Consider the following 22,851-nt stretch of genomic DNA (forward strand, 5'->3'; position numbering starts at 1 on the left):
CCTGAATAGCCTTCCCTTCTATGGATCGGAAGGCTTTTTTCTTTCTTATCTTTCTATTTTTCCACAATAGGTGTATCCTTTGCCTATGAAACTGTTCGTTCCCGCTAATAAAATTAAGCTCATCCTGGTTTTTTTGCTCATCACGCTTGGGATCGGTTCAGTGATCTATAACCAATACCTGGTAACCAAGATCATCGATCAGGAACGTGCCAGTGTGGAATTATGGACGAAAGGTGTGGAATTCACCAGTAAGCCGGTAAACGAACAACCGGGGGCTATGCTGCTCGAGGCTATTTCTTTGCTAAGGCAGATCGAAGAAGTCCCCGACAGTATTATTACAATACTTGAGGATGCTGAATCGGCAGGCAGCTCCACTGATTTTGTGAGAGAAGAGATCATCCTTCAGGATCGATTCAAAATTCCCACACTTGTGCTGGATGAAAGTGATTTCATCATTGCGTACAAAAATATTGATACGACCAGAATTGAAGATGATAAACTCCGGGATGAGCTCATCAGGGAGTTCAAGAGCCTGAATGAGCCTTTTCAATTTTCTATCGGTGATGAATACCGGCAGTTGAATCAATATGTGTATTATGGCGAAAGTCCTACCGTACAAATGCTTCGCTACTTTCCGTACATACAGATCCTGTTATTAGGACTTTTGTTAGGCATAGGATATACCACTTACCGAAGTATCACCCGTTCTGAACAATCCAACCTTTGGGTTGGAATGGCTAAAGAAGCAGCCCATCAGCTCGGGACCCCAATATCAAGTTTATATGGCTGGCTTCAGCTTCTAAAGGACGAATATCGTTATGAAGAAACCGCTGTGAATATCGCCAATGAGATCGAAAAGGATGTTCAAAGGTTAAGAGGAGTGGCTGAACGATTTGGCAAGATCGGTTCTGAGCCTGAACTGAAGAATATGGAGATCGAGCCTATCCTCGATCAGGTGGCTGCCTATATGGAGCGTAGGCTTCCACGTCTCAGTAAATCCATAGAAGTACGTAAAGACCTGAAAGCTCAGGCGGTCGTAAACATCAATCCGGAACTCTTTCAATGGGCCATTGAAAACTTGGTGAAGAATGCCATGGATTCCATGAAGGAAAAGGAAACCGGCGGGTACATTTCCATTAGTTCTAAAGTGCAGGAAGGTGAGGTGATCATCGATATTGAGGATTCCGGTAGCGGAATTGAGATCCAGAATGTCAAAAACATCTTCAAACCCGGTTTCAGTACCAAAAAGAGAGGGTGGGGACTTGGCTTAAGTCTCACCAAGAGGATCATAGAGGAATATCACAAAGGACAGGTTTTTGTGCTTCGGTCAGAGCTTGACGAAGGAACAACTATGCGTGTTACCCTTAAGATCAAAGATTCAGAAGAAGAGAAAGCGTAGATCAGTCGCCCGTATAACCGCGTTTTTTGGCGTATTCCAGTAATTCTGTCTTAAGAAGATTTCTTCCACGATGTAACCTTGAACGAATAGTTCCAATGGGTACATCCAGCATATTGGCGATCTCTTCGTAGGTGTACCCTTCCACATCACATAACAATACAACGGTTCTGAAGTCTTCAGGTAATCGGGTCAGGGCATTGGAGAGGTCATCATCCATCATTTCCCTGAACATCAGGCTTTCAAGATCGGAGGTATCCGTGCGTTCTGCCCGTATGGATTCGTAATAGGATGATACCTCATCATAATCAACCTGAGAGGGTTTCTTAGATGTTTTACGGTAATTATTGATGAAAGAATTCTTGAGGATCCTGAACATCCACGCCTTCGCGTTGGTCCCCTTTTCATAGCTGCTAAAAAACCGGTACGCTTTTACAATAGTATCCTGCACAAGATCCTCTGCGTCATTTGGATCTGTGGTAAGCCGAAGTGCAAAATTATACAAAGCATCCATATGAGGTAATATTTCCTCATCGAAATCCTTTTGCTTCTGCTTTTCATCTCTTGTTAACTGAGACATTTAACCATCCCTAATTTTTTCGAAATATATCTCTGAACTGTAACGCTACGCTTAATAAATAATATTTACTGTAACCGAATACTACCCATAGATTAGTTTAATATTAAATAGATTGTATTGATTAACCCGTTAGTGATTTCTTTTATGATAGGAACGCAATCACCATTATATCATAAATTGCATGTGTCCACGCAGCCACTCCGAATCCTCTCCAAACATAAATCCCATTTAGAATTAATCCAAATAAAAAGCGATACAAAAAAGAACCCAGGGTAAAGGCATCCCCCATAGACCCGATGTAATGCACAGCTGAGAATAACAAGGCAGAGAGTACGACCGCGGCGGTAACGGCCGCCCATTTTTTACCGAAAACTTTGGTAAAGACGAGGATCAACACCGTCACTAAAATGACCCTGAAAAACAGTTCTTCATATAACCCGGCTCCAAGTGAAAGGGCTAACTTTTGGGTGGTTGTCAGTGTAGCAATGGGGTCGCTTGCCGCCATGTTCAGCATAAACGAAACCAAAGACTGACTGATAAATGCCACCACTATCGCATAAATGGTCGATTCCAGTAAAAGTGTGGGGAAGTAAACAAACTTCAGTGTTTTCAACCTTTCCCTTTCCTTATAAAGGATAAACAAACCTATGATGGCTACGATAAGGAGTGAAAAGGAAATGGCACTGACTCCAAGAGAGGTAAACAGCGATTTGATCCACACATCCACACTGATGCGCACAATGGCATCGCCGGATGGCTGAGAGATAAGGATCAGAACTTCATACAAAAAGAACAGTGGGAGGCTAACCAGAAAGCTGTATAGCAGGGTGTGGGTGTTCTCGAAGTACTGTTTAACCTGATTAGTCATTGATTTCGGTATAGATCGTTACAGAGGGCTGGGTCATGCTGCTTAATTGAAGTGTTTCAAAAGCTTTTTGTGATAACTTTAAGCCCGCTCCGGTAATTCTATCATTTATCCTTACGTAAATACCGTTTCCTGTTTCACTGTTTTCAACAAAAATTATGCTGCCCAATGCCATATTTGAGTGAGCGGCCGTTAAACCGTTTGGATCATATAATTCTCCATTTGTAGTCGTTTCCTGAGCATCACTTGCGCTGTATCGTGAAACTGATACTTTACCAAGATCCTGCAGGTTTGCTTTCTGTAAGTATGGATTGCCGTAATTTCTTGAGGGTGGAAGCAACACCGTGACTTCTTGCCCGGCAACCAAACGGTTTGGATCTACATCCGGATTCAGCTTCAGAAATTCCTCTTCGGTCATTTTAAAGCGCCGGTTTATGGCACTTACCGTTTCTCCACTTTTTATACTGTATACAGAAAATACACCCTGTGGGGTAGATTCTTCTGAAAATTCTGCCACAGAAGGTAGTGCTTCATTTTTCTTCTTAACGGAGAGTGTCTGCCCTACACGTATATTGTCTCCTGAGATGTTATTCAGATCCCTAAGCTGACTGATGGTCATGCTGTGTTCGCGCGCAATACCATATAGAGTGTCCCCGCTCTTCACGGTGTAAAATACATTTTGTGAAGCAGAGGGCTGATTGATCAACGGTTCAGAATTACCCTCAGCATTTCCTTCTGCACTTTCCTCACGCACATAATAGATCAACTCCTGACCTAGCTCGATATCATTCCCTGATAAATTATTCCATTGCTGAAGCTCGGCAATGGTCACATTTAAAGACTTCGAGATCCCATAAAGCGTATCACCTGCTTTAACTTCATACGTAGCCTGCTGTTGAGCAAAAACATTTCCGGCTGAAAACAGAAGAATTCCTGCCAGTATTGCCATTGGGAGTATTTTATACTTTTTGAAAGTCATATCGTTTTAGTCCATTTCTAATTCGAGATCAAACTTAGCTGACATAAGCTCGGACTTTGCATGTCCATCCTTTATCTGATCCGCTTTCTCAATTCCTTTTATATACGTTCTTAATGCCAATTCATTTTCCTGAAGATCAACGTATAATTTACCTAAATGGTAATAAACCCCAATATATTCGGGATCATTATTTAAAATATTCTCAAATAAAACCTGAGCCTTACGCTGTTCACCGATCTTCAGCATTTCCAAAGCTAATGTAAACTTGTAAAATGAATCATCCGGATGATCCTTTACCGCTTTAGCTAATGTTTGTATGCGGGAACTCATTTTTTGTTCGCCTCAAAATTCCTTTTTATCTCAGCTATAGAATCACCGCCAAATTTCTCCAGAAATGCATTTGCAAGCACGGGTGCGATCACGCTTTCTGCCACGACCACAGCTCTTGGCAAGGCACACACATCAGAACGTTCATAACGGGTTTCCGTAGCTTCTTTTGTTTCCATATCAACGGTTCCAAGTGGATCCAGCATGGTGGGAATCGGCTTCATCACACCTCTTAAAATGATTGGCATTCCCGTTGTCATACCACCTTCCAACCCGCCCATGCGGTTTGTTTTTCTCTCGAACCGATCTGTATCGTTGTTATAAGTGATCTCATCATGCACTTCATGCCCCGGGCGGGAACCGGATTCAAAACCAAGTCCGAATTCCACCCCTTTCATAGCCTGAGTACCGAGAATGGCCTGCGCCAGCTGACCATCCAGCTTTTTATCCCAATGCACATAACTTCCCAGCCCGGCAGGCAAACCGGTGATCACGATCTCATAGATCCCACCAAGGGATGAGCCTTTTTTCCTGAATATCTTGATCTCTTCCCTCATCCCGGCAGACAGATCTTCATCCAAACAGCGCACATCTGATACATCTGCGGCTTTATAAACCGATTCAGCTCCGTTTTTCATTAATGGATCTGCTTTTTCGCGAACCGCTTCCCAGCTGTCATAGCCAACTGAACCGATCCTCAGTACATGCCCACCGATCTCAATTCCAAAATATTTCAAAAACTGACGCGCTATGGAGCAGCAAGCCACCCGCATCGCGGTTTCCCTGGCACTTGACCGTTCAATGACCGGGCGAATGTCATCAAAATTGAATTTTTGCGCTCCCACCAGATCAGCGTGGCCGGGTCTTGGCAATGTGATCTTCTCGATTCCTTCAGCTTCCGTCTCTTTATTCATGACGGTTGGCCAGCCGGCATCATCCTTCTTGAAGGCCCGGTTCGGCAGGGTCATCGCAATAGGTCCGCCCATGGTCTTGCCAAACCTCAAACCTGATGTGATGGTCGCAAAATCTTTTTCAAATGCCATCCGGCCACCGCGCCCATATCCCTGTTGCCTCCTCACCAAATGGGTTGCGATCTCTTCCTCAGTTACCGGTAATCCCGCAGGCACACCTTCAACGATCCCTGTGAGTTCGGGGCCATGTGATTCTCCTGCTGTTAAATATCTAATCATACTTTACTTAGTTAAATATGCCTTAAATCAATTCAGGCATCATAATTTAGTTTTTAAACTCAATCGTGTAAGACCGCCGAGATCACTGTAAGAGTTCCGGCTTATGTCAAACGTAAGGTCGCCAATATTGATTCCTACACCAAATGCCATTCCGGCCAGATCAAAATTTTCACTGGACCTGGTCATTTCATGCAGGTAGTGGTCATAGCCTAATCTTAACGTAACTGATCCGTCAAGGTCTACCTCTCCGCCAATGATCGTGTGCCTCATTACATTCTCAAAAAATGAAGGGTCTGATTCATCAGAATATAAAGCTCGGTTCCAATCATTCACTTCATTGAATGTGAGTGTGATCAGAAAAGGAAAAGATTCCGGCTTTTTTGAGATCCCTGCAGAGAAATTGAGGGGAAGCGGCTCCCGGCTTTGGCCGTAGTTAGATATTTGCGAACCTGCATTTCGAATACTGAGTCCGGCACTAAAATCCTGTTCCACATTTCGATATAAAATTCCGGCTGCCATCGATATTCCCGAGGACCTTACATCAGCATAGGTGGAATGGATCAGGCTCAACTCAGCTCCTGCAGTCACATGTTCCAGTAATCGTCGACTGTAAGCTCCCGATAACGCCAGGTCACTGGCCCGAAACGAACCATAATTATTGCCTTCCGTATCCAGAAAATCGAATTCACCATAACTGACATATCGGACTCCAAAGGACAAGGTTCCCCACTTTTCCTCCTCCAGTCTAAAACTTGAAAACCCTATGTTCACCTCACCCAAAAAATTGATATAAGACCCTGAAACAGCCATATCCTTTACTGATCCAAGATAAGCAGGGTTCAGATGCATGAGTGAAAAATCACCATGCAGGTATCCTACATGGCTCCCTCCCAGAGCCGAAACACCCGCCGTGGGCGAAATTTCTAAAAATCGATATACACTTGATGAGTTCGACTGACCTGCAGTATTTTCAGTGGCCAGTAAAATCAAAAGTAGCGCTGTTAAGACTCGCATTAAATATTTATAAATCACAATTGGCCGAAATGTTTTGTAATATAATCAAATGCTTCGGCAATACGTCAAGATTATTGATTAAGAAATGATATCCGCAATAAGAGAACTACGAATAGCAGGTGGTATAAGAGAGTTTGGCAGGTACGGTCAACTACTATATCAGGCACTCAGATCATCCACAGAATTCAGTACTTACCGAAAAAACCTCTTCCACGAGTTCGTGAAGGTAGGGTACGAATCTATACCCATTATATTTTTGGTGGGCATTTTTACCGGAGCGGTCATGACCCTTCAAACCGCCTATCAGCTTGATACAGATATTTATCCCAGTACCATTATTGGTTCCATTGTGGTTCAGTCTCTTATTATTGAACTGGCCGCTGTGATCAGTGCCCTGGTACTTGCCGGAAAAGTGGGTGCCCGGATGTCAACCGAGCTGGGGACGATGCGGGTCAGTGAGCAAATCGATGCCCTGGAAGCCATGGGCTTTAATTCTGTCTCATTTTTGGTGGTACCACGTATTGCAGCCGGTATTTTAATGTTTCCGATCCTATACACCACCGCTGCCGTTTTTGGAATTTTAGGAGGGATCACAGCCGGTGCCGTTGATGGGATCCTGCCTGTAGCCGAGTTTATGGAAGGCGGCCGGGCATTTTTCTTTGAATCAGATATTATTTTCGGGATCATCAAATCGTTTGTTTTCGGATTTGTGATCACTTCCATCGCCTGCTATAAAGGCTACTACGCGTTTGGCGGTGCAGAAGGTGTTGGTAATGCCACTACGCGTGCAACGGTTTTAAGTTGTATCTTTGTTCTCTTGGCAGATTTCATTTTAGCAGCCCTATTGTTGTAGATCATGATCGAAATTAAAAACCTGACAAAAAGCTTTGGCGACCTATTGGTATGGCGTGATGTTTCACTCACTATACAAGACGGGGAAACTACGGCCATTATCGGGCGATCCGGTTGCGGAAAATCTGTACTGCTTAAACACCTTAATGCCCTCATGTATCCTGATGAAGGAAAGATCCTGATTGATGGAAAGTCGGTTTTTGACCTCAGCTACACCGAACTCCGAAAGGTTCGACAGCGTTTTGGGATCCTGTTTCAGGGTGGTGCCCTTTTTGATTCCATCAGTACCTTTGAAAATGTGGCCTTTCCGCTCAGATATTTTACCGATCAATCGGAAGAGGAGATCTCGCATAACGTGAATGAAGCACTCACTATGGTAAACCTTAAGGATTCAGGGTCAAAATCCACTGCTGAGCTTTCGGGCGGTATGCGTAAAAGAGTTGGGTTGGCGCGAGCCATTATCCTTAAACCGGATTACTTATTATATGATGAACCGACCTCAGGACTGGATCCCCGCACTTCCGGAGAGATCAACGAACTTATAGTAAACCTTGCTGACACCATGGATATCACTTCGGTCGTTATCACGCACGATATGCACAGCGTGTTATCCATTTCCGATAAGGTGGCTTTTTTAGATGAGCAAAAACTTAGCTGGTTTGGCAAAACCGACGACATGAAGCACAGTGATAATAAAAACCTTATGGATTTCATTACAGCAAGCGAATATCAAATTAACAAACAAACTGCATAGGAGACCATAACCTTGGCAAAAGTTTCCAACGAATTAAAAATTGGTTTGACTACAATTGTAGCTATCATAGTGGGCTTTGTAGGCTATAGCATCATGAAAGATCAGCCGTTGTTCAAGTCCTCAACCATTATCTATACCAAATTCAGTCAGGTACACGGCCTGATTCCCGGCAACCCGGTTAATATTAAGGGTTTCAAGATCGGCACTGTAAAAAATATGGACCTGTTGATCTCTGATTCTACCCTGGTAACCCTCAGTATTGAAGAAGACTACCAGATCCCTAAGGGTTCTATGGCGGTCCTGAAATCGAGCGGTGTTTTAGGTGGAAAGTTCATCGAGATACAGAAATCCGACTCCCGGGAAATGATACAGGACGGACAATCTATTGATGGTGTCTATGAACAGGGCATTATGGATAGTTTTGCTGCCGAGGGTGAAAAACTAAGCAACGATATATCTGCTTCAATACAAGGGGTAGAAAAACTGATCGAAGGCTTGAATGAGACCTTAAGTGATTCAAATAAAAAAAATATCTCCGGCATTCTGGGTGATCTGAGATCCACCACCTCATCCCTTGATCAGGTGATCTCTCAGCGACAGGATGATCTCGATCAAATGATCATTCATGCCAAAGAAACACTGGGTAATGTGAATGACCTCAGTGCTGATAACAAAGAGAAGCTGACCTCAATGATCACCAATCTTGAAAGCACCAGTAAAGAGCTGGAAACGCTGAGTAAAGGCCTGAACAAGACCAATACCACGCTTGACGAGGTGTTAACCAAGATCAACAACGGAACCGGAACGCTCGGAAAGCTTGCCAATGACCCCTCTTTATATAACAACATAGACAGCTTATCCGTGAACCTGAACGAGCTGATCAAAAACATAAATGAAGATCCGGGTAAGTATCTTAAGCACATGAGGCTGATCGAGGTATTTTAAGCACCCTTTTCTTTGAAACAGCTTTCAATTCCTAAGGTATTGGCTTATATTTCCAAGCTTACTACCTAAGGTACCGAAATGGCCTTGGTGGTAACCAAATCGCAAATTTATAAACGTTTTTTTAGAGGTAACCTTTTATGGGTGTAATGGAAAAAATGAGAAACAGCACCGGAATCATCCTGTGGGTGCTGATCGGATCTTTTGGTTTACTATGGGTTTTGGCCGATGTAAACTTTTTTGATGCTATGCAAGCCGGTCCGAATTCACTGGGTGCTGTAAACGGTGAAAAGATCTCAAACGAAGAATATCAGAGTAGAATACAGTATTACTCAAACACTTACAGTCAGCAAACCGGGAACTCAATGACTCCGGAAATGCGGGCATTTTATGAGAATCAAGCCTGGGATGAACTTGTTAACTCCCGTTTGTTAGATCAGAAAATGAAAGAACTTGGCATCACCGTTTCCGATCAGGAAGTTTTGGATATGGTGTTTGGAGACAATCCTGCCCCGATCATCCGTCAGAACTTCACCCGGGAAGATGGCACTATCGATCGTGCTGCTATACAACAGGTTCTTTCCTCAAGTGAGTTTTCACAACAAGCTGTAGCCCTTGAAGTTCAGCTCCGCAATCAACGCAGACAGCAAAAACTTCAGAACTTTATTGCAGCCGGGCTTCAAGTTACCGAGCAGGAAGTGGAAGATGAGTTCATTCGCAATAACACCACTGCTGAGGTTAACTACCTGAGATTTCCTTACAGCGAAGTAGCCGAACAAGATCTTGAGATCTCAGATTCTGAACTTCAAAGTTATTACAATAACAATAAAGATCGTTTTACACGCGATGAAAGCTACCGCTTCCGTTATGTTACATTCAGCAAGCTGCCAACCGCAGCAGATACGGCTCAGATCATTGAAGATGTCAGAGAACTGAGTGAACCTTTTGCACAGGCTGAAAATGATTCCTTATTTCTGGCTCGTCAGGGCTCTTCCACTTCATATAATTCCTCTTTTGTAGCCGAAAATGATGTGAGAGAAGAATATCAAGCAGTACTGGATCTGGAAGTTGGAGAAGTCTCTGACGTGATCTTGACTGCCAATCAGGCGGCTATCCTCAAAAAGGAAGATGAGCGTGGCGATGAGATCAAGTTTCAGATCATGAGCTACAACATTCAGGCACTGCCATCAACTATTGATGATGCCAATGAGAGAGCGGCTGATTTTGAGTTCTTCGCTTCCGAAGAAACTGATTTTGAAGAAGAAGCCAACTCAAGAAACCTTGAGATTAAAGAAGCCTTTGCAACCAAAGGAAACAACTTTATCTCAGGCCTCGGAACCAGTCAGCAGATCATGAATTTCTTAGACGGTTCTGATGAAGATGACATATCAGAGGTTCTGGAACTCAATTCTGATTTCGTCGTGCTTGAAGTACTTGAAATCACTCCGGAAGGCTTCCGTCCATTTGAGGAAGTCAGAACGCAGGTTGAAAACCTTGTTAAGATCGAACGTCGCAAAGAACTGACCACTGAAAAGGTTCAGGGACTGATCGATCAATATTCAACGCTGGAAGCCATTGCTGAGTCTTCAGAACAGGAGGTGCAATCTCTAAGCAACCTGAGAGCTAATGCAACCGTTATTCAGGGTGCCGGACGAGAGCCAATGGTTATTGGAGCTGCCTTTGCTTTAGATGCCGGTGAAACCTCCGGTGCCATTGCAGGCAACAGCGCGGTCTTTATCATGGAAGTGGTCAGTAAAAATGAAGCCGACCTTGCCAACCTTGATGCACAGACAAGAAATGAGATCCGTCAAAGATTAGAGCAGCAAAAATTTCAGGAATTCAACTCTGTTTGGTTAGAACAACTCAAAGAGGATGCCGATATCGTCGATAACAGAGATCGTTTGCTTCGATAATTCACAGACATTTTTAATAATGATTTGGGGTGAGGAGTTTCTTCTCACCCTTTTTTGTTTCAATAATATCTCAAAATTCAAAATACCCTACATTACTGTATGACTGAAAACAAATCCCATAACAACCACACCCAATGGATGGCTGAAGCCCTTGAGCTGGCACAAAAAGGAAAGGGTATGGTAGCGCCAAACCCTATGGTTGGATGTGTGATTGTTTCTAAGGATGGTGAGAAGATCGGTGAAGGGTATCACAAACAATTCGGTGAAGCTCACGCCGAAGTCAATGCTGTAGATTCCGTGAAAGACCCGAGATCCCTGAAGGAGGCTACCGTTTACGTTACGTTGGAACCCTGTTCCCATCACGGTAAAACACCGCCCTGCGCAAACATGCTAGGTAATTTGCCCATCAAGAAAGTGGTAGTGGCCATGAAGGATCCAAACCCTTCTGTGAATGGACAAGGCATTCTTCATTTAAGGAATAAGGGCATTGACGTTGAAATCGGGATTCTCAGGGATGAAGCTGAAAAACTGAATGAGTTTTTTGTTCACCACCAAACGTTCGGCCGACCATTTATTACTCTTAAGATCGCCCAAACGGCTGACGGTTATCTTGCGGCCGCTGATGGCGAGTCACAATGGATCACCGGTAAGGCTTCCCGAAAACTGGTTCATCAGTGGCGGTCTGAATATGATGCCGTTATGGTAGGACGAACCACTGCCATGGCAGATAACCCAAGCCTGACCGTCAGGCACGTAGCCGGGCGACAACCCAAGCGCATTGTCATTGATGGCCCCTATGAACTGCCTAAAGACCTGAATCTTTTTTCTGATAAATTTGAGGAAAAGACCACCATCATAACCTGGAATAAGGAAGCCTCAGCCACTGATGCCGACCCTATGCTTAAACTGATGAAGCAAAATTATTTCAGAGGTGATATTTTGCAGGTCTCTAAAGTGGATGGGCATGCAGACCTCAGGCAGGCCTTTAAATTACTGGGTGAAAAGGGTGTTACCTCCGTTTTGGTGGAGGGTGGGCAGCAGCTATCTTCAGCCTTGTTGAAACAAGGTCTGGTTGATAAGATCGAACTATTTATTGCTCCCAAATTGTTGGGAGCCGGAACCCGTTCCCTGATCGGGATCGGCATTAACAGAATGAGAGACATTGCTGAGCTGAAGGACGTTAGCTGGACTCAGGTAGGTGATGATATGTTACTAACCGGATATTTTTAATACAGAATTATGTTTACAGGAATTGTACAGGAAGTAGGATCAGTTAACGAGATCAGATCTTTGAACGGTGGTGGTCAGGAAATGAAAATTTCATGTTCTTTTGCTCATACATGCCATGAGGATGAAAGCATCTCAATCAACGGTGCCTGCCATACCGTGGTCGCTTTTGATGAAAATACCTTTACCGTTCAAAGTGTGGAAGAAACCCTTCGCAAAACATCCATAGGTTCCCTCAAAAATGATGATCCGGTTAATCTGGAACGTTCGCTTACTTTACAGAAAGGCATTGAAGGCCACCTGGTGCAGGGCCATGTTGATACCACCGGTGAGATCACAGATATTGAGAAGGAAGAAACCGGATGGTTGCTTACCATTGAATTCCCGGAGGAATTTGAGAATATGATCGTTGGCCGCGGTAGCATAACCCTGGAAGGCATTAGCCTGACCGTTGCCCGGGAATCCGCCAATACCTTTGTTGTGGCCATCATTCCCTACACCTGGGAACACACGAACCTGAAAGACAAAAAGGTGGGTGATCCGGTGAATCTGGAATTTGACGTGATCGGTAAGTATGTGGTCAAATACCTGGCAAATATCGGCCGCGACTCCCTTTAAAAACCGCCGTATCCTCTGCCTCGGGCTCCGGATGGACTTGAGCTTCTTTCCAGGTTCTTTAGAACCGGTAACTTCTGGAACAAACTCTGTATCTGTGAACTGTTCACACTCAACCTGAAGAAGTAATACTTGAACTCCCCAAACGGATTGATCTGAAATGACAGGTTCCAGCACTCCAGATCACGGTTAAGAGAAAACTGCGAAGGCGTGAATTCTTTCCCTACAAAATCGTATCCAACATCTGTATTGAATCTCCATTTTGGGGTTAAATTGAATGAGATACTGGATGCGCGCAGCGTCGCTCTTTTGGTCGGTTCATCATTAAAGCGATAGGTCCAGCTGTAACTGAAGTTCAGTGATACACTCCATGGCGAGTTCAAGGGGGGAACCGGTTCGTAACCAAACCTTGTATCGATCGGATGAAAAGTAGATTGATCGAAGGGGTCGTATCGCCGGCGATACTCGGGTGTGTAAACCTGAACCCCATCCCCGCCTCTGAAAGAAGTGCTCGCGTTTAACGAAAATGACCTGAGTTGAGCTAACTTTTTACTGTCCTCAATAAAGAAACGATCCAATTCTCTTCCGGTGGAATCAAACTGATAGAATGAAAAGTTAGCCGTAGCACTTAAATTCAACCCGTTTATGGCACTGGAGCTGATCCGGGTTCTCAGGTCACTTAGGTTCAGGCTGTCGGCCGCAAAATTATAAGAAGTGTTTAACGACAGGTTATCTATGAACCGAATGTTCTTTTCGCTCACCTCTCCGGTACTATCACGTTTCACCCGCTTTGTTTCGAACACATTTTGCAGGGAGAAATTAAGTGAGCGGGATTCCCCTCTTCCCGGACCTCCAAAAACGGCATCCTCAAAGATCGAATATTCCTGAGTTGCGCCAAGCGAATCCGTTTGAACGGTCTTGTAATATCCCCAGCGTTCGGCACTGAAATCCGGCCGATAACTGAAGCTAAGTGAAGGCCTTACCGTATGTCTTAAACCCTGAAAATTACCAAGCTTCATATCTGAAACCCCATAAAATGTGGTTCCAAAATTGAGATTTGTACTGAATTCCCTGGAAGCCGTAAATCCATAAACTTTCTCCGTTTCAACACGATTTGAGTCCGCATTAAAGCTCTTTCGAATGGATGATGGGTACCAGTTTTCTGTGTAGTTGATGCCCGTAGAAATATTTAAAAACTGACTTGGTATGATCTGCCCAACCTGAATTCCCGCCTGATGCTGTAACCCGGCCTGTATATAGCGGTCATTACCTGTCGCTTCCTCGTATTTATCCTTGTCTGTTAACGCCTCGAAAAAAGTTATATCGGAACTATCTGCATCAATAGGATCAAAATTGAATTGCGACCTCAGGTTATTGCTGTAGCTCAGGCTAATGGTTTCATACCAATCCTGATCTCCGCCACCACTGTTATTCTGAAAAGGTGAGATATTCTTTAACCTGAAATTGGCCGAAGGACCGCTCACCCGGGTTGAGTAGTTCGTAAAGTTCTGAACAAGCTGGGCATTCGTACTGAAACTATAGAGGTTTTCAGGGTGACGATAATTGTATGATATTTTCGAATTTGAGTTTACTTCAGCCCGGTCATCAATATCATAGGAGTTTCTACGGTTGAAATCGGCGGTTCTCAGGTTCACATTCGCTGATAAGCTTGCATAAGGAGAAATGGTTTGGCTATGCTGAACCGATACGGATCTTTGTATGGTTTCGGAAAAATCGGGATCCGTTGGTTCCATACCACGGTCATTTGAATAACCCAGCCTGATCGACCCATTGTACTGATCGGTTCTGCGATATTGCATCAGCCCGTTCAGGTAGAAGGATCCGGAGGTATAAATATCACCATCAACCTGACCGGTCAGGTGATCATTGAAATACTGAAACCAACCTACATTTTGTAACCCCAACCCACGGTCGTTTTGATCCTGAAACGCATAGGTTGGCGTAAGTAAACCGGAACGCTGTTTTTCAAGGTCCGTTGGCACATAACCGAACGGAAAAATGATCGGATAGGGAATATCCAGGATGTACAGTTGTGCATTGCTAAAGAACAGCTCGTCTTCATCAACCACCTTCATTTTCTTGGCCTTTAGGTAGTAGTACATATATTCGGGTGGACAGGTAGAATAGATCCCATCCTCAATAAACACCTCGCTTTCGTTCACATTCTTTATTTTTGAACCGATCAGGTGACCTTCAGATACCTTCACCTGTGCCGCTTCAAATTTCCCCTTCTGGGTCTTATAGTTGAACAAAATGCGGGTGCTTTTTATCTCATCCGACTCCCGTACAAGCACCGGACGCGAGAGTGTATCTTCCGGAGTCAGTGTTCTAGCTTCAACCGTGGTGTTATCAATATCCATGTTGATCTCACCGGCCTTCAGTTCACCGGCTGAATGCTTTACGTTAGCTGAACCGAACAGAAAAGCTTTTTTACCCCCTTTAAAATCGATCACTAGCGAATCACTGGACTGGAACCTTACCGCATTATCCGGAACATTAGAAATTACAGAACCACCGGGTGGTTCTGATTGATTCTGCTGTAGAGTTGTATCCTGCCTGACCGCAGTCGAATCTGATTGCTGGGCTTTTGCGGGTGTCGCCATCAACACTAACAGACAAAACAGAAAAAGGTACTTGCCCATATGTGTTTTAGTGGCGTGGATCATACATAATTACAATTAAGAAAAAGAATCGAAAGCCAATCCGGCCGCACCCAGTAAGGCACTGTCGTTTCCAAGGTCTTCATAAGTGAGCTCAAATCCTTCCTTGAGTGGCTCCATCATATGTTTTCTAACGATCTCTTTGGCCGGCTCAAACAGATATTCACCCGCTTTGGATACACCTCCACTTACCACAAACTTTCGGATATCCATCATATGCACATAGTTTATGATCGCATATCCGAGTCGCTGCCCGCTTTTAGCAAGGATCTCAATGGCAAGCTCGTTACCTTCTTTGGCTGCATTCGTTAAGTCAACGGGTTCAAGCTGACTAAAGTCTTTTGAAAACTTTTTGTACAACGGGTTTGAGGTATTCTGTGAGATCAGGTCTGAGGCATAGCGGCTCAGGAATCTCTGACCAAGATAGGCTTCCACGGTTCCACGCGTTACACTGTTTGAGAGAGGTCCATGATAATCGATGATCACATGCCCCAGTTCACCGGCCATACCCATGGTTCCCTTAAAAAGCTGACGTTCATAGATGATGCCACCGCCAACTCCTGTTCCAAGGGTGATCATAATAAAACTGTCGTATTTGCTGCCCACACCAAAGTGTAAAGATCCCAGAGCCGCAATATTTGCATCATTCTCTATCTTACAAGGAATGTTAAGGCGGTCTTCCATTTCTTTGGCGGCATTTACGGAGCCCCAGCCCGGTAAATTAGGTGGATTATTGACCGTGGTTTGATCCTTGGAAACCATCCCAGGCATCCCCATGCCCATTCCAATGATCTCATTCTTTTTGATCAGATCTCTGACTGTATCTGCGATCCGGTCCAGCAGGTGGTCCCTTCCAAGATTTGCCTGTGTGGGAGTTGTAACCTGTTCTATAATCCCTGTTTCCTTGTCAACAACGGCCGCTTTAATATTGGTACCGCCGAGATCTACACCAATAGCTTTCATTTAATCAGATTTATGGATCAAAAATTGTTCAGGTGAAGATAACAGGCAGGTAATCACGAACCAAGCCGAAGCCTTAATTCTCTCGTTTTACTTTATAGACCGTTTCGCCCGGTTTTCGCATCCCGTATTCTTCACGGGCAATTTTTTCAAGCAGAGCCGGATCTTCGTTCAATCGGTCGATCTTCACCTTGAGTTCTTCAGATCGGTTGTTAAGATCTTCTGTTCTCTCCTTCAATTCTTCTTTCTGAGTATAAAGATCCCAACGGGTTTTAAGGCTGTAGGTATCTATAAAAGTAAACCATGCCACTACAAATGCGGTAAGTAATATTACCAGAAAAGATTTCTTCCACCTGAGCGGATTAAAAAATTGTAGGTTCATAAATTAGCCTGTAGATTATTTGATGCCGCTAAAATACATTAATTTGCCAATTAAGTACAATCTGCCGATAAACCTGTCATGATTAGATCTGCATTTGCAATACTCAGTTTGGGGATGACCCTCATCCTTTCCCTGCATACACAGACGGTTTTTTCACAACCTGATAGCGATGAATGGATCAAAGTGTATTTCAATATGCCTTCCGACCATTCTGTGGCCTTTCCGGGTAATGAAAGTCATGATGACTGGGACCTGATCGGAACCCTGGAAGCTCTCATTGATTCGGCCTCCACCAGTGTAGATCTGAATATCTATGATCTCGAGCATCCACGCATTGCCTATGCATTGGCACGAGCCAAACAAAGAGGGGTTAGAGTGCGCGTGGTAACCGACAACCATAACCGCACCGATGGCGGCGAGCTCGATCAAATGATCTGGGAAATTCTTGAAGATGCGGATATCGTTTCCATTGACGACGATGGTGATATTTATGATTCCGATGGATCCATCATCGATCATGATCTGGTAAATGACGGGGCAGACATGCACAACAAATTTGCTGTGATCGATCATTTGTCTGATTCACCCCATGACGACTACGTGTGGTCCGGTTCAACCAACCTGACCTACACCGGAGCTTATAACACTAACCATACAATCGTCATCAAAGACGCTGATATTGCTACTGTCTATACTGAAGAATTTGAGCAGATGTGGGGTGGAAGCGGGGATATTCCAGACCCGGAAAAAGCTCGATTTCATAAGGACAAAGAGAATGTAAGCCAGAATGTATTTGATGTGGGTGGTACAAGTGTAGAAGTCTATTTCGCACCCATCAATCGAGACCGGACCAAGCCGAGTGTGAGTGACAGGCTCGTGGATCTCATCAGGAATGAGGCTCAACATGACATCAACTTTCAGGCTTTTGCCATCACGCCCGGCATTCCTATCAGTGAGCAGATCTGGGAGCAAACCGCTGATGGACACATACAATTGCGCGGTGTGATAGACCGCAGTTTTTACAGTCGCTACGAAAGTACAGGAGATATCTGGGGAAGTCCTGAAGCAAGAATGGGAAACCGCCTGATCTTACCCGCCCAGGAAACGAGGAAATTACATCACAAGATCATTCTCTTAGATACCGAACACCCTGATTCAACAGATGTGGGAGTTGCCGTTGCCGGTTCATATAATTTCTCATCAAACGCTGAAATGAACAACGATGAAAACACCCTGATCATTTTTTCGGATGAGATCACCAACCAATTTCATCAGGATCTGATGGGGGTGATCAGCCGGGCTCAGGGCACCACTCATCCTCCGGCTCCGGAGATCGATCCTGAACAATGGTATGATATCTATTCCATTACCGACGGAAGTCGTTTTGAGATCGAGGTGGTACCGGGTTTTGGCTATGGCGTCCGCTTTTTAGGAGTAGATGTTCCCTCCATATACGCCGATGGTGATTCAGCAAGATTCTATTCAGGTGCTGCAGCAGATTACCTTCAGACTATTCTCGAAGGAAGGAAGGTTCGGATAAAAGGATATGATGGAGGCGTTCCGGATTCCCGTTACAATACATTTCAGGCCTATGTTGAAATGGAACACGAAGATGGTCCTGTTAGCCTGAACAAGCTTTTGCTTGAAAAAGGGTATGGTACAACCAGTGTGTATTACCGGCAACACACCGATTCTGCCCGTGCCTTTAATGAATACGAGAATCGTGCAAAAGATAATGAACTCGGCTTATGGAGAGCACCGGATAAGATCGGCACGAAAGTATTAAGAGCTCAGGAGCTTGATACCGGAAATCCACTTAATGTGGTGTTTCCTGTAAACCTCAATACCGCAGATTCAGCCACCCTTCAACTACTTCCCGGAATAGGACCGGCTTATGCGAGCCGCATTATTGATTATCGTGAGGAACATGGGGGATTTAACAGCATCGATGAGATCACAAACATTCGGGGAATTGGGCCAAAAACTCTGCAGCGGCTACGGCCAATTGTTACTATCGACTAACTGACCTGAAAAGAAATGCTAAAAAAAACCCCATCCGAGATCAATCGTATGGGGCTGGTCAAGAGAGAGTCATTATGAAAGTCTTCAGAAAAAAAGTGAATCGGGAGGGGCTCGAACCCTCGACCCACGGCTTAAAAGGCCGTTGCTCTACCAACTGAGCTACCGATTCTCAATTCAGATTCCAAAGATAAGGCATTTATAAATTAGAGTACAAGGAAAAATTGAATTTTTTCTCAATTTTCTTGCAGCCTTTTCAATATCTGAACCAGCTCGGTTTCAATTGGTTGCTGTGGTTTTTCTACGATCCTGCCAACTTCAATTCCGTTCTTTAAAACCACAACGGTCGGAATATATTTGATATCAAACAGTTTTAAAAATCTATCCGGAAATTTTTTTTGAGCATCCACACCCATGTAGGTCGCCTTGATCTCATTGTTATTCACAACATTTAGCGTTTTCACCAATCCCGGCAGGTACTTGGTTGATTCCCTGCACCAGCTGCCAAAAAATACCCGTAAGGAAATATCACCCTCCACTCGTTTTAAAAACTGCAGGGCTTCTTCATCAGGCTCATATCTTTCTGTGTAGATCCTGAAGATCCTGTTGTGATCTAAAATTTGCTCAACACTGACCTCACCTACCAGGTTATTCTGGGGCTGCCCCACAGCCATTGAATCTGATACGCTCAGCCATCCTGTCATCAAAATAAAACACAAGACTCTTGCAGAGTTCATAAGGATTTCTGTTTTTTGGATAGTATCTTCTTTCAAATTAACAGCTTTGATTAAGAATTATGGCAACTATTTTCAGTAAGATCATAGAAAGAGAAATTCCGAGTTATAAGATCGCCGAAGATGACCGGCACTACGCCTTCCTGGATATCAATCCCGCTGCAAAAGGTCACACCCTTTGTATTCCTAAAAAAGAGATCGATTATCTGTTTGATATGGATGCAGACGACCTTGCCGAACTCACCAGGTTTTCCCAAAAAGTAGCTCATGCCATCGACAAAACCCTTCAACCCATTCGTACCGGGGTGATCGTGGAAGGTATGCTTGTGCCTCATGCCCACATCCATCTGATCCCGATTTTTAAAGAATCTCAGGATTTTAGTCTGGGTAAAAAAGTGGAATTGGGAGATACTGAAATGCTGAATCTGGCGAGAAGGATCAGCAAAAATGTAGAACTATGAACATATTGATCATCAACGGACCAAATTTAAATTTACTGGGTACGCGCGACCCTGAGGTGTACGGTAAAGAAACTTTGCTGGATATTCATGCTGAGCTTCGGGAACAGTATCCTGATCACTCGTTCAACTTCTACCAAAGTAACATAGAGGGAGAGCTTATCAATTGCATTCAGGAGGCTATGAAAGATGACACTGATGCATTGATCATTAATCCCGGTGGATATTCGCATACTTCAGTAGCCCTGAGGGATGCCTTAGACGCTATAAGTATTCCGAAGGTTGAGGTTCATCTCTCCAATATCCACGGAAGAGAGGCCTTTCGCGATCGATCGGTTACCGGGGCTGTCATGAATGGTATCATTACCGGATTTGGGAAACATAGCTACGCTCTCGGAGTTGAAGCCATCGAACGATTAATACAAGCTTAGATACCTCACTTACTTAAACCCTGTTGAATTGACCAAGTTAAAAGAGCTTTTTTCAGATACGCTGATCTATGGAATAAGCAGCGTACTTGCGCGATTCATCGGGTACCTGTTGGTTCCACTTCATACCGGTGTTTTCGCAGAAGACCAATACGGGATCATAAGCCTTATCTTTGCAGCCATTGCTTTGTTTAATGTGCTTTTCACCCTGGGAATGGAATCGGCTTACATCCGGTACGGCAAAGACCGTGATGACGCCAAAAGCATTTTCAAGACCCTTCAGCTGTTTCTTTTAGGCTCATCCGGGCTATTTGTACTCATCATCTGGGGCTTGCAACCGGTTATCTCACCGATCATTGGACTGGAAAGTGGTGATCCTATTTACTGGATGATGCTTGGTATCTTACTTTTCGATACCATTGCCATTGTGCCATTTGCTGAACTTAGGTTGGTTCGCAGATCCATCTCTTTTGCGGTTATCAAAACGGGGAATGTGATCGTGAACCTCGGGTTGAATTTCTACCTGATACTTGGATTGGGTTATGGTATAGAGGCCGTGTTTATCAGTAACCTGGTGGCATCCCTGCTGACCGCCCTTGCAACCTGGCTCATCACACTTCCGATGTTTACCGGTAAATGGGATACAGCTCTTTTAAAGAAAGCCCTGATCTTCGGGTTGCCATTTGTACCTGCCGGCTTTGGTCATGTGATCAACGAATTGATGGATCGATTTTTCCTGAAATCCATGGATCCCTCAACGGTAGAACGTCTTTACGGAGCGGAGCAAACCCCGGATGATATCGTTGGGATCTACAGTGCCTGTTACAAGCTGGCGGTCTTCATGCTTTTGCTGGTTCAAATGTTCAGGATGGCCTGGCAGCCTTTCTTCATGCGACAATCGGATGAGCAATCGGCTCCTAAGACATTTTCACAAACCTTCATATTCTTCAACTCTGCCGCAGCTCTTATATTTCTGTTTGTCGCCTTGTTTGCTGAGCAGATCGTATCCCTTAAAGTCCCGATACTGGATTTTTACCTGGTCGATGAAAAATTCTGGAGTGGACTGACCATCGTTCCTATACTATTGATGGCCTATTGGTTTCAGGGATGGTATGTCAACTTCTCTGCCGGCATCTTTATCAGTGAAACGACCAAGCGGCTGCCACAGATCACGTTGATCGGGGCCGGTATTACGATCGTCACAAACCTGATCCTGATCCCATATTTTGGTATGATGGGTGCCGCTTCAGCCACTTTGCTCAGCTATTTCACCATGGCGATGGTAATCTACTATTACTCAACCAAAGCTTTTAAGGTCCCTTATAAACTACTGTATGGTTTTGGAGTCATGATCATTTCCGCAGGTTTGTATCTCATCAAACCCTATCTGTTACAATTCGGGGTCACTGACCTGATCTCATCCATTCTTCTTCTATCTGCAGGGGTTCTGTTGGTAGCCGGGTTGTCCTATGTTGCTTTACTAAATAGCAGGAAAATTGCGTAATCCCGAGACAGATACACTTTAACATTAAAAGGGTTGATTCTATGCTTAAAATTTAAGTTAATGGATTGGTAGCGTTGAGGTTATAATGCTTCGGTCATACTTCTGATACTATTTTTAAAAATTCAATGTGAAGGGATTATTTAAATGAATACGAAAGAGCGAGTCGGTATTTATGTTGATGCAGTAAATGTAACCATGAATGGAGGATATGGCCTGCGCTACGACATTTTAAGAATGTTTGCCTGCCGAAACGGAGCGGTCGCCTCCAGACTCAATGTTTATCTTTGCTACGACAGTGATCGCCTTAAAGAAGATCGCGATTACAGACTCAAGACCCAGCGATTCTGTGATGTCCTCAGAGATTATGAGTATAAGGTCATCGAAAAACCGGTTCACACCTACACCAACCATGAAACCGGTGAAAAGATCACCAAATCCTCCATTGATATGGATATGGCTGTGGATATGCTGGTACAGGCTGAGCATCTCGACAAGATCGTTTTGTTAAGCAGCAGCGGCAGTTATGTGAGTGTAGTGAATGCCTTACAGAATAAAGGGTGCAGAGTAGAACTTGTCGGTTTCGATAATGTATCATCCTCCCTGAAAAAGTCGGTAGATTCTTCCGTTTCCGGCTACCTGATCCCGGGATTACTTCCTGTAGACTCCCCTTACGACTGGGGTGAAAATGGCTCCAGGGTTCGCGGAGTTTGTTATGATTTCACGCAGGACGAAGGCTACGGATTCCTGCGTTTTCTGACCCGTAAGGAAGACTGCTTATGGATCACCGATTCCCGGGATTCCAGCTCACCTTATAAAACCGTATTTGCCCACATTTCACAATTTGAAGAAGATTTCGACACATCCTATCTGCCCAGTCGGGAACTGATCTTTGAATTTGATGTCACGGAGAATGACAAGGGCCTGATCGCAGAAAATATTGTATTGGTGAGCGCACCATAGTTCAGACTGCCTTCGCTGCTTATTCAAAAAAATAAAGGCTATCTATACTCCCTGGTTGAACAATTACAGCA

Annotated in this window: 22 protein-coding genes and 1 tRNA gene; 12 read left to right on the top strand and 11 right to left on the bottom strand. The window is 44.2% G+C overall.

Translation table 11 applies throughout. The annotated features are described in order from the left end of the window. Positions 1-133: 133 nt before the first annotated feature. Positions 134-1,399 (top strand): sensor histidine kinase, encoded by a 1,266-nt coding sequence (locus tag C3B73_RS13705; RefSeq protein WP_232803239.1) that lies wholly within the window; start codon positions 134-136, stop codon positions 1,397-1,399. A 1-nt stretch (position 1,400) separates the two neighbouring features. Here the strand turns inward: C3B73_RS13705 and C3B73_RS13710 are convergent, their stop codons facing one another. The 6 genes from C3B73_RS13710 to porQ all read right to left on the bottom strand — a co-directional run bounded on the left by C3B73_RS13710 (position 1,401) and on the right by porQ (position 6,351). Beyond that, positions 1,401-1,976 (bottom strand): sigma-70 family RNA polymerase sigma factor, encoded by a 576-nt coding sequence (locus C3B73_RS13710; RefSeq protein WP_103666166.1) that lies wholly within the window; start codon positions 1,974-1,976, stop codon positions 1,401-1,403. A gap of 142 nt (positions 1,977-2,118) precedes the next feature. Beyond that, the gene (locus C3B73_RS13715) at positions 2,119-2,844 is read right to left on the bottom strand and encodes a CPBP family intramembrane glutamic endopeptidase (RefSeq protein WP_103666167.1); all 726 of its coding nucleotides are present in this window, start codon (positions 2,842-2,844) and stop codon (positions 2,119-2,121) included. Continuing rightward, positions 2,837-3,820 (bottom strand): LysM peptidoglycan-binding domain-containing protein, encoded by a 984-nt coding sequence (locus C3B73_RS13720; RefSeq protein WP_232803241.1) that lies wholly within the window; start codon positions 3,818-3,820, stop codon positions 2,837-2,839. Before C3B73_RS13720 ends, C3B73_RS13715 begins: the two co-directional genes overlap by 8 nt. 6 nt (positions 3,821-3,826) lie before the next feature. After that, positions 3,827-4,150: a tetratricopeptide repeat protein gene (locus tag C3B73_RS13725; protein WP_103666169.1), complete on the bottom strand. Its 324-nt coding sequence runs from the start codon at positions 4,148-4,150 to the stop codon at positions 3,827-3,829. Next, complete coding sequence (aroC, locus tag C3B73_RS13730) at positions 4,147-5,337, bottom strand: chorismate synthase (protein ID WP_103666170.1); 1,191 nt, start codon at positions 5,335-5,337, stop codon at positions 4,147-4,149. The genes C3B73_RS13725 and aroC overlap by 4 nt, the downstream gene beginning before the upstream one ends. A 39-nt stretch (positions 5,338-5,376) precedes the next feature. Next, positions 5,377-6,351 carry a type IX secretion system protein PorQ gene (porQ, locus tag C3B73_RS13735; protein ID WP_103666171.1) on the bottom strand — a complete coding sequence of 325 codons (975 nt, stop codon included), beginning with the start codon at positions 6,349-6,351 and terminating at the stop codon, positions 5,377-5,379. 85 nt (positions 6,352-6,436) lie between these two features. Here porQ and C3B73_RS13740 point away from each other — a divergent pair, with 85 nt between their 5' ends. The 6 genes from C3B73_RS13740 to C3B73_RS13765 all read left to right on the top strand — a co-directional run bounded on the left by C3B73_RS13740 (position 6,437) and on the right by C3B73_RS13765 (position 12,657). Beyond that, positions 6,437-7,204 carry an MlaE family ABC transporter permease gene (locus C3B73_RS13740; protein ID WP_103666172.1) on the top strand — a complete coding sequence of 256 codons (768 nt, stop codon included), beginning with the start codon at positions 6,437-6,439 and terminating at the stop codon, positions 7,202-7,204. Between the two features lie 3 nt (positions 7,205-7,207). Further along, positions 7,208-7,957, top strand: coding sequence for an ABC transporter ATP-binding protein (locus C3B73_RS13745; RefSeq protein WP_103666173.1), 750 nt, complete (start codon positions 7,208-7,210; stop codon positions 7,955-7,957). Between the two features lie 45 nt (positions 7,958-8,002). After that, the gene (locus C3B73_RS13750) at positions 8,003-8,902 is read left to right on the top strand and encodes an MlaD family protein (RefSeq protein WP_232803243.1); all 900 of its coding nucleotides are present in this window, start codon (positions 8,003-8,005) and stop codon (positions 8,900-8,902) included. A gap of 137 nt (positions 8,903-9,039) precedes the next feature. Continuing rightward, positions 9,040-10,812 (top strand): SurA N-terminal domain-containing protein, encoded by a 1,773-nt coding sequence (locus tag C3B73_RS13755; RefSeq protein ID WP_103666175.1) that lies wholly within the window; start codon positions 9,040-9,042, stop codon positions 10,810-10,812. Between the two features lie 99 nt (positions 10,813-10,911). Further along, a complete protein-coding gene (gene ribD / locus C3B73_RS13760) occupies positions 10,912-12,042 on the top strand; it encodes a bifunctional diaminohydroxyphosphoribosylaminopyrimidine deaminase/5-amino-6-(5-phosphoribosylamino)uracil reductase RibD (protein WP_103666176.1) in 1,131 nt (376 codons plus the stop codon). A gap of 9 nt (positions 12,043-12,051) precedes the next feature. Then, entirely contained in the window at positions 12,052-12,657 is a 606-nt protein-coding gene (locus C3B73_RS13765) for a riboflavin synthase (protein ID WP_103666177.1), read from the top strand. Here the strand turns inward: C3B73_RS13765 and C3B73_RS13770 are convergent. The 3 genes from C3B73_RS13770 to C3B73_RS13780 form a co-directional block, all read right to left on the bottom strand. Continuing rightward, positions 12,654-15,278, bottom strand: coding sequence for a putative LPS assembly protein LptD (locus C3B73_RS13770; protein WP_103666211.1), 2,625 nt, complete (start codon positions 15,276-15,278; stop codon positions 12,654-12,656). The genes C3B73_RS13765 and C3B73_RS13770 overlap by 4 nt on opposite strands. A gap of 75 nt (positions 15,279-15,353) precedes the next feature. Then, positions 15,354-16,298: an ROK family protein gene (locus C3B73_RS13775; RefSeq protein ID WP_103666178.1), complete on the bottom strand. Its 945-nt coding sequence runs from the start codon at positions 16,296-16,298 to the stop codon at positions 15,354-15,356. A gap of 73 nt (positions 16,299-16,371) precedes the next feature. Then, positions 16,372-16,677 carry an FtsB family cell division protein gene (locus C3B73_RS13780; protein ID WP_103666179.1) on the bottom strand — a complete coding sequence of 102 codons (306 nt, stop codon included), beginning with the start codon at positions 16,675-16,677 and terminating at the stop codon, positions 16,372-16,374. A gap of 78 nt (positions 16,678-16,755) precedes the next feature. On the opposite strand from C3B73_RS13780, the gene C3B73_RS13785 reads away from it, so the two are divergent. After that, complete coding sequence (locus C3B73_RS13785; RefSeq protein ID WP_103666180.1) at positions 16,756-18,699, top strand: phospholipase D-like domain-containing protein; 1,944 nt, start codon at positions 16,756-16,758, stop codon at positions 18,697-18,699. A gap of 96 nt (positions 18,700-18,795) precedes the next feature. Here the strand turns inward: C3B73_RS13785 and C3B73_RS13790 are convergent. Both C3B73_RS13790 and C3B73_RS13795 read right to left on the bottom strand, forming a co-directional pair. Then, positions 18,796-18,868 (bottom strand) — tRNA-Lys (locus tag C3B73_RS13790). 64 nt (positions 18,869-18,932) lie between these two features. Then, positions 18,933-19,433, bottom strand: a complete 501-nt coding sequence (locus tag C3B73_RS13795) for a thioredoxin family protein (RefSeq protein ID WP_157939524.1) — start codon at positions 19,431-19,433, stop codon at positions 18,933-18,935. A gap of 59 nt (positions 19,434-19,492) precedes the next feature. Between C3B73_RS13795 and C3B73_RS13800 the strand changes: the two genes are divergently transcribed. From C3B73_RS13800 to C3B73_RS13815, 4 genes are all read left to right on the top strand, one after another. After that, the gene (locus C3B73_RS13800; protein WP_103666182.1) at positions 19,493-19,891 is read left to right on the top strand and encodes an HIT family protein; all 399 of its coding nucleotides are present in this window, start codon (positions 19,493-19,495) and stop codon (positions 19,889-19,891) included. Next, positions 19,888-20,319: a type II 3-dehydroquinate dehydratase gene (aroQ, locus tag C3B73_RS13805; protein WP_103666183.1), complete on the top strand. Its 432-nt coding sequence runs from the start codon at positions 19,888-19,890 to the stop codon at positions 20,317-20,319. The genes C3B73_RS13800 and aroQ overlap by 4 nt, the downstream gene beginning before the upstream one ends. Before the next feature lie 28 nt (positions 20,320-20,347). Further along, positions 20,348-21,820, top strand: a complete 1,473-nt coding sequence (locus C3B73_RS13810) for a lipopolysaccharide biosynthesis protein (RefSeq protein ID WP_103666184.1) — start codon at positions 20,348-20,350, stop codon at positions 21,818-21,820. A gap of 144 nt (positions 21,821-21,964) precedes the next feature. Beyond that, the gene (locus C3B73_RS13815) at positions 21,965-22,780 is read left to right on the top strand and encodes an NYN domain-containing protein (protein WP_103666185.1); all 816 of its coding nucleotides are present in this window, start codon (positions 21,965-21,967) and stop codon (positions 22,778-22,780) included. The last annotated feature ends 71 nt before the right edge of the window (positions 22,781-22,851 follow it).

This window comes from Gracilimonas amylolytica, assembly GCF_002911695.1.
In the GTDB taxonomy this organism is placed as follows: Bacteria; Bacteroidota; Rhodothermia; order Balneolales; family Balneolaceae; genus Gracilimonas; species Gracilimonas amylolytica.